The organism is Rhodococcus sp. ENV425 (genome assembly GCF_002887785.1).
Taxonomy (GTDB): Bacteria; Actinomycetota; Actinomycetes; order Mycobacteriales; family Mycobacteriaceae; genus Rhodococcus; species Rhodococcus aetherivorans.
In genome coordinates this window covers 8399-16955 of record NZ_PCZU01000269.1, presented here as the reverse complement: position 1 = coordinate 16955, position 8557 = coordinate 8399, and the positions used below count along the sequence as shown (strand labels likewise).

Below are 8557 nucleotides of genomic sequence, written 5' to 3'. Positions count from 1 at the left end.
GAGTTGCCGCCGAGCGCGAAGAAGTCGTCGGCGCGGCCGACCCGCTCGACCCCGAGCACCGCCCCGTACACGTCTGCGACCGCCTGCTCGTCGGACGTGGCGGGGGCGCAGTACTCGGCCGACTCGGGCAGCGGCACCGGCAGTGCCCGCCTGTCCAGCTTGCCACCGGGAGTGAGGGGCAGGGCGTCGAGCACGACGATGTGGCCGGGCACCATGTGGTTCGGCAGTTCCCCGGCGAGGAACTCGCGCAGGTGCGCCGGGTCGGGCACGGCGCCGGCCGCGCCGACGACGTAGCCGACGAGCCTGTCCCCGCCGCGCGGATCGGTGTGCAGCACCGTGGTGGCCTGCGCGACGGAGGGGTTCCGTTCCAGTGCGGCGTCGATCTCGCCGAGTTCGATCCGGAATCCACGCAGCTTGACCTGGAAGTCGCTGCGCCCGAGGTACTCCAGTTCGGCGACCGCGCCGGTGCTGCGCCATCGGACCACGTCCCCGGTCCGGTACATCCGCGTGCCCGGCGCTCCGAACGGGTTCGCCACGAACCGTGCCGCCGACAACCCGCTGCGCCGGTGGTAGCCCCGCGCGAGAGCGGCCCCGGCCAGGTACAACTCGCCGGCCACGCCGGACGGCACCGGCCGCAGCCGGGAGTCCAGCACCAGGGCGGCCACCCCCGGTACGGGCCGGCCGACGGTGACCGGGCGCCCGGGTTGCAGCCGCGCGAACGACGAGATGATCGTCGTCTCCGTAGGCCCGTAGCCGTTGAAGTAGCTCCGTCCCGGCGCCCACCGCGCCAGCAGTTGCGGCGATGTCACGTCCCCGCCGACGGACACGACCCCGAGACGGTCGAGTCCCGACGGATCGACCGTCCCCAGCACCGCCGGCGTGACAATGGTGTGGCTGACCCGTTCGGCCCGAAGCAGTTCCGCGAGTTCGGGTCCGCCGACGATCGTCGAGGGCACCACGACCAGGGTCGCGCCCTGGGAGAACGCGGCCATCCACTCGAGCACCGACGGATCGAAGCTGGGCGAGCACACGTGCAGGAACCGCGACCGTGACGTCACGCCGTACAGCGTCACCGCGGCACCGAGCAGCGGGTCGAGACCCGCGTGGGTGACCACCACACCCTTGGGGTGCCCGGTCGACCCCGACGTGTAGATGACGTACGCCGCGTGCTGCAGCGACAGCGGCCGTACCCGCTCGGCGTCGGACATCCGGGCGGCGGATCGTGTCGCGACGGCCCGCACGACCTCGGGATCGTCCAGTTCCAGCCGGGGCGGGGACGCGGGCAGCGCGGGGGCGTACGAGGTGGTGGTCAGGCACACCGCCGCACCGGAGTCGGCGAGCATGTACCGGACCCGCTCCGCCGGATAGGACGGATCCACCGGAAGGTGCGCGGCGCCGGCCTTCGCGACCGCCCACACGCCGAGCACCATCTCGTAGGAACGCGGGAACGCCAGCGCCACCACGTCCTCGGGGCCGACGCCGCGTGCTGCCAGCTCCCGCGCGAGCCGGGACGACGACTCGTCGAGTTCGCGGTAGCTGATCGTGCGGTCCTGGTACCGGACGGCCGGCGCCTCGGGGTCCCGGGAGACCGCCGCCGTCAGGATCTCGGCGAGCGTGCGGGCACCGCTCGGTGCGTCGTCCGGGGCACGGGTGAGCCGGTCGGCTTCGTCGTCGGCAAGGAGCGCCAGGTCACCGACCGGCACGGCCGGGTCCGCCACGGCGGCGGCCAGCAGCCGCACGAACCGTCGCGCGAATCCGGCCACCGTCTCGTCGTCGAACAGGTCCCTGGCGAAGACGAAGTCCGCCGACATTCCCGCCGGTCCCCCGCCGGGGTCCGTGTGTTCACGCAGCGTCAACGACAGATCGAACTTCGCGGTGGCCGCATCGAACGGCACCGCCGCCACGCTCAGGCCCGGCAGCTCGAGACCCGCGGGGGGCAGGTTCTCGAAGGCGATGGCCACCTGGAACAGCGGGTGCCGCGCGGTCGAACGCTCCGGGGCGAGCAGTTCCACGACGCGCTCGAAGGGGATCTCCGCGTGGGTGAACGCCTCCAGGTCGCTCTCGCGGACCCGCGCGAGATGCTCCGCGAACCCGGAACCGGGATCGACCCGGGTGCGCAGCACCAAGGTGTTGACGAACATGCCGACCATCTCGTCCAGCGCGGCGTCACCGCGGCCGGCGACCGCGGTACCCACGGCGATGTCGTGCGACGACGACATCCGGGCGAGGAACACCGCGAGCGCGGTGTGCAGGACCATGAACAGGGTCGACCCGCACTGCTGTGCCAGTTCCCCCGCCCGCCGGTGCGTCGGGGCATCGATATCGAACGCGACCCGGCCGCCGGCGAAGGACTGCACCGGCGGGCGGGCCCGATCCGTCGGGAGGTGCAGTTCCGCGGGGAGATCCGCGAGGACCCGCCGCCAGTACTCCGCCTGTGCCGAGAGGGGACTGTCCGCGTCCCGCTCCGATCCGAGCACCTCACGCTGCCACAGCGCGAAGTCCGCGTACTGCAGCGGCAACGGCTCCCATCCGGGTTCCCGGCCGGCGGCCCGCGCGGCGTACGCGGTCATCAGATCGCGCGTCAACGGCGCCATCGACCAGCCGTCGGCGCTGATGTGGTGTGCCACGAACACGAGCACGTGCTCGTCGTCCGCGACCCGGAACAGCCGCACCCGGAACGGCACCTCGGCGGTCACGTCGAATCCGGTGGCCACCACGTCGGCGATCCGGTCGGCCAGCTCCGTTCCGGGCACCGATTCCGACGCCCAGTCGGGCGTGTATCCGGCGGCGGGAACGACCGTCTGGTACGGGCGCCCGTCCGTTTCGGGATACCTGGTTCGCAGGATCTCGTGCCGGACCGCGATGTCGGACACCGACTTTCGCAGGGCATCGACGTCGAGCCGGCCCGTCAGCCGGATCGCCACCGGGATGTTGTCGGCCGCGGAGGCCGGATCGAACCGATTGAGGAACCACATCCGCTGCTGCGCGAACGACAGCGGTACGCGGTCCGGGCGCTCCCGCGCCACCAGCGGAACAGCGTGTGCCGCCGCGCCACCCGACTCCAGATGCGCCGCCAATGCCGCCACGGTCGGCGCCTCGAACACCACCGGCACCGGCACCCGGGTCTCCAGGGCCGCACCCAGGCGCGCCACCAACCGGGTCGCGAGGAGCGAATTTCCCCCCAGCTCGAGGAAGGAGTCGTCCACGCCGACGCGCTCGCGCCCGAGCACCTCGGCGAACACCGACGCGACCGTCTCCTCGACCGGGGTGCGCGGCGCCCGGTATTCCCGCTCGGCGAACACCGGTTCGGGCAGCGCCGCCCGATCGAGCTTGCCCACCGGGGTCAGCGGCACCGCGTCGAGCACCATCACCAGGGCCGGCACCATGTGGCCGGGCAGCGTCTCGGCCAACCCGGCGAGCACCGCCGGCGCGTCCATCCGGGTTCCGGCCGCGGGCAGCACGTACGACACCAGTGCCGTCTCCCCCGACGGCAGCACCTTCCCGACGGTCGCGGCGAACTCGATGTCCGGCCGGGCCGTCAGGGCGGCGTCGATCTCACCCAGTTCCACCCGGAACCCGCGGATCTTGACCTGGAAATCGCTGCGCCCGAGATACTCGATCGGGCCGTCGGCCGCGCGGCGCACCAGGTCTCCCGTCCGGTACATCCGGGTTCCCGGATCCGACCCGAACGGATCGGCCACGAACCGCTCCGCCGTCAGTCCCGGCCGGCGGTGGTAGCCGCGCGCCACCTGGGCGCCCGCCAGATACAGCTCACCCACCACACCCGGCGGCACCGGCCGCAACCGGCCGTCGAGCACGTAAGCCGCCAGTCCCGGGATCGGGGTGCCGATCGTGATCGGCTCGCCCGCCACCAGCGGCGCGCTGCTCGTCGCCAGGATCGTCGCCTCGGTGGGCCCGTACGCGTTGAAGAACCGCCGGCCGGGACCGGTCCACCGGCTCACCAGCTCCGGCCCGAAGGCCTCCCCGGCCGCCACCACCACCCGCAGGTCCGTCAGGCCCGTGGGATCCACCGAACTCAATGCCGCCGGCGTGATGAACACGTGGGTCACCGCGTCGGCCGCCAGCACCTCGGCCAGGTCGGCACCGCCGCCCACCGACGCCGGCGCCACCACCACCGTCGCACCCGCGGAGAACCCGATCAGCAACTCGAGCATCGAGACGTCGAAACTCGGCGAGCACACATGCAACACCCGCGCGTCCGCGCCGACCCCGTAGTGCTCCCGCTCGGCGGAGATCACGCCGGCGATCCCGGCATGGGTGACCGCCACCCCCTTCGGGCGGCCCGTGGAGCCGGACGTGTAGATCATCCAGGCGAGGTCCGGCCCTTCGAGCGCGCGCGTCCGGTCGGCGTACGAGACGGGATGCCCGGGCAGCTGCCCGACCTGCCCGGCCACCGCCGCATCGTCGAGCAGCACCTGTTCGACTCCGGCCGGCACCGCGGCCGCGAAATCGCGCACCGTCATGCACAGGGCCGCGCCGGAATCTGCCAGCATGAATTCCACCCGCTCGAGGGGGTAGCGCGGGTCGACGGGGACGAACGTCGCGCCCGACTTCGCCACCGCCCACAACGCGAGCACCGACTCCACCGAACGGGGTATCGCCACCGCGACCACGTCGCCCGGCCCGACGCCCCGGCCGATCAGCCACCGCGCCCACCGCGACGACCTCTCGTCCAGCTCGCGATACGACAGGGCGGGGCCACCGGCGGCGCCCACCACCGCGGGATGGTCTCCGCGTTCCTCCACCGCGGAGGTCAGCAGAGTCGGCAGCAGTGCCACGCGCGTGGCCCGGCTACGCGACCGGCCCGGTTCCCTGCGCCGCACCCCCGGCTCTCGCCTCACGTGCCCGGACCTCGATCTGCCCGGACCGGGCTCCTGCGTTGCACTACGGATACAGCTCCTTCCACACGCGGGAAGAGCATGGAGAACTCGTCCCGCCCGGGAGGAATCTACCGGCCGGTATTCAGTTCCGCATACTCCATGGGTCGACGGCGGCCACTGTCGTCCACTGCCCACCCGCGGCAACGGACCCCGGCGGGACCTCGTCGCGGTCGGTGACGACCACGACCCCGAGGTCGTCACCCGGTGCCTCGTTCAACGCGTCTACCAGCGAAGACGGCACGAACGCATGGGTTACCCATTCGTCGGCCACGACGGCGGCGAGGTCGGCGCCGGGCTCGGGCACGATCACCACCGCCCCCGCGATCCCGGCAGCCAGGATCGCGAAGATGCGCCACTGCTCCGCCGTGAGGTCGCACACCAGCGACCGCGATTCGTAGTCCAGCTTCAGCGCGGCCGCACCGCCGCGGACCACGGCGACCAGTTCGCCGTGGTCGAGCCCGCGGCCGGCCACCCACAGCGCGGGGTGCTGCGGCTGCAGGACCCGGACCCGCTCCGAGTAGTCGACCGGCCGGTGGGACAGCGTGTCCACGGCCGTCACCGTCGCCGGGTCGTCGAGGCACACCCAGCGCGCGGCGGCGGACCGACGGGCGTCCGACCCGGTCGTCGTCAACCCGAGCCCGGGTGTCTCCGCAGGCGTGGCGGAGCCGGACACGGCGGGCACGATCGCGGCACCCGCCTTGGTCACCGCCCAGAGCGCGGTGATCAGCTCGGGGCCCGCCGGCACGGCGACCGCGACGCCGTCGCCGGGCCCGACGCCCTCGGCGATGAGATACCGGGCCCACTGCGACGACCGGCGGTCGAGGTCGAGGTAGGTGACCTCGACGCCGTCCGCGACGAACGCCGGGGCCTCGGGATCGGACTCCACGGCGACCTGCCACTCCTGCGGCACCGTCCGCTCGACGCGGTCGGGGACCGCCACTGGCTCGGGCTCGATGACCGTGGGCGCCGTGCGCTCGGTCTCGGTGCGGATGTCGATGTCCCCGACCACCGCGTCGGAGGTTTCCGCGACGGCGCGCAGGACGGTCACGAAGCGTTCGGCGAACGTCGCGACGGTGCCGGCGTCGAACAAGTCCACGGCGTAGGTGAACCCGACGTGCATGCCGGCGGCCGAGCCGCCCGGGTGCTCACGCGGATCGACGGTCACCTGCAGGTCGAACTTCGCGGCGAGTTCACCGGCGTCGAGGGCCTCGACGGTGAGACCCGGCAGTTCGAGCCGCGCCGCCTCGGTGTTCTGGAACGACAGCACCGTCTGGAACACGGGATGCCGGGCCGGGGAGCGCACGGCCACCACGTCGTCGACCACCCGCTCGAACGGCACGTCGGCGTGCCCGAACGCCTCGAGGTCGACGGCGCGGGCCCGGTCGAGCAGCTCGGCGAAGGTCGCCGCCGGGTCCACATCCGTGCGCAGGGCGAGGGTGTTGACGAACATCCCGACGAGGTCGTCGAGGCGCCGGTCACCGCGGCCCGCGACGGGCGTGCCGACGACGATGTCGTGGGTGCCGCTGAGCCGGGCGAGCAGCACGGCGAGCGCCGCGTGGACGACCATGAACAGCGACGCCCGGTGCTCGAGCGCGAGGGCGTCGAGCCGCTGCCGGATCTGCGCGTCGACCTCCACCGCCACCGTGCCGCCGCGCAGCGACGGCTGCGGCGGCCGGGGCCGGTCCGTGGGCAGATCGAGCAGTTCGGGCACCCCGGCCAGGCGCGAACGCCAGTAGGACAGCTGGGCACCGGCCGGCGACTGCGCATCGTCGGCGTCACCGAGGACCCGACGTTGCCAGAGCGCGTAGTCGGCGTACTGCACCTCGAGCGGCGCCCAGGCCGGCGTGCCGCCCGACAACCGCGACGCGTAGGCGGTCATCAGATCCCGTGCCAGCGGCGCCAGCGACGCACCGTCGGCGGAGATGTGGTGGACGACGAGAGCAAGCACGTGGTCGTCGGCGCCGACCGAGACGATCCGGCCGCGCACCGGCACCTGCGCGGAGACGTCGAAGCCCTCGGCGGCGAGGGCGACGACCTCGGCGAACGCCTCCTGCTCGGACGCCACCTCGACCGGCACGACCGCGGGCACCACCGCGTCGGCGTCGAGGACGTGCTGGTAGGGCCCCGTCTCGTCCTGCGGGTACCGGGTGCGCAGCGACTCGTGCCGCTCGATCACGTCGCGCACCGCGGCGGTGAGCGCCGCGGTGTCGAGGCGGCCACGCAGCCTGATCGCGAGCGGGATGTTGTAGCTCGCGGAGGCGGGATCGAGCTGGTTGAGCACCCACATGCGTTGCTGGGCGAGCGAGAGCGGCACCCGATCGGGGCGAGGCCCGGCGGTCAGCGCGGGCCGGGGCGCCGATTCCGCGTGCGCGTCGGCCCGGGCCGCGAGTTCGGCGACGGTCGGTGCCTCGAACAGTTCGCGGATCGCGAGGGCGGTTCCGAGCGACTCGTTGATCCGCGCGATCACCCGCGTCGCGATGAGCGAGTTGCCGCCGAGCTCGAAGAACGAGTCGTCCGCACCGGCCCGCTCGACGCCGAGCACGTCGGCGAACACCTGCGCGACGGCGCGTTCGGCGGCGGTGGCCGGTTCGCGGCGCCCGCCCGCGGTGGTGGCGGTCGCCTGCGGCACCGGCAGGGCGCGCCGGTCGAGCTTGCCGTTGACGGTGAGCGGCAGCTCGTCGAGGACGACCACGAGGTCCGGAATCATGTAGCCGGTGAGGAAGGCACCGAGCTGCTCGCGCACGCGGGCCACGTCGACGTCCGCGCCGGCGCGGGGCACGACGTAGCCGACGAGCCGGTCGCCGAGACCGTCGTCGCGGACCACGGCGACCGCCTGGGCCACCGCGTCGGCACGCAGCAGCGCCGCCTCGACCTCGCCCAGCTCGATGCGGAAGCCCCGCAACTGCACCTGCGCGTCGCTGCGCCCGGCGTACTCGAGCTCGCCGTCGGCGTTCCACCGCGCGACGTCGCCGGTGCGGTACAGCCGGCCCGCCCCGAAGGGGTCGGCGACGAACCGTGCGGCGGTCAGTCCCGGCCGACCGAGGTAGCCGCGGGAGAGCTGGTCACCGGAGACGTACACCTCGCCCGGCACCCCGACCGGGACGGGCTGCAGCCGCCGGTCGAGCACCCGCAGCCGCAGCCCCGGCAGGGAGCGGCCGATCCGGCTGGCGGCACCGGGGCGCGCGGCGCCGCGGTCGAGGGCCAGGAACGACACGTGAACCGTGGTCTCGGTGATGCCGTACATGTTGACCAGCGTCGGCGCCACGGGCCGGCGCCCGTACCAGCCGTCGAGCTTGCCGAGGTCGAGCGCCTCGCCGCCGAACACGACGTATCGCAGTGCGAGCGGATCGGCGTCGGGACGCTCCACGGACGCGACCCGATCGGCCTCGTCGAGCTGAAGGAACGCCGAGGGGGTCTGGTTGAGCACGGTGACCCGCTCTGCCCGCAGCAGCTCGAGGAACTGTTCGGGCGAGCGTGAGGTCAGGTAGTCGACGACGACGAGCCGGCCGCCGTACAGCAGCGGTCCCCACAGCTCCCACACCGTGAAGTCGAATGCGTAGGAGTGGAACAGCGTCCACACGTCGTCGGCACCGAACCCGAACAGCGGTTCGGCGTTGTCGAACAGGGTCAGCACGTTGCGGTGGGTGACCGCGACG

The 8557-nt window shown here is 73.1% G+C and carries 2 protein-coding genes; both read right to left on the bottom strand.

The window, feature by feature from the left end:
- Positions 1-4799, bottom strand: a 4799-nt coding sequence (locus CQZ88_RS31810; protein WP_258008773.1) for a non-ribosomal peptide synthetase, incomplete at its 3' end; no start/stop codon positions are given.
- Between the two features lie 184 nt (positions 4800-4983).
- Positions 4984-8557 (bottom strand): condensation domain-containing protein (locus CQZ88_RS31805; RefSeq protein WP_258008771.1); only part of this gene is annotated, 3574 nt, incomplete at its 5' end.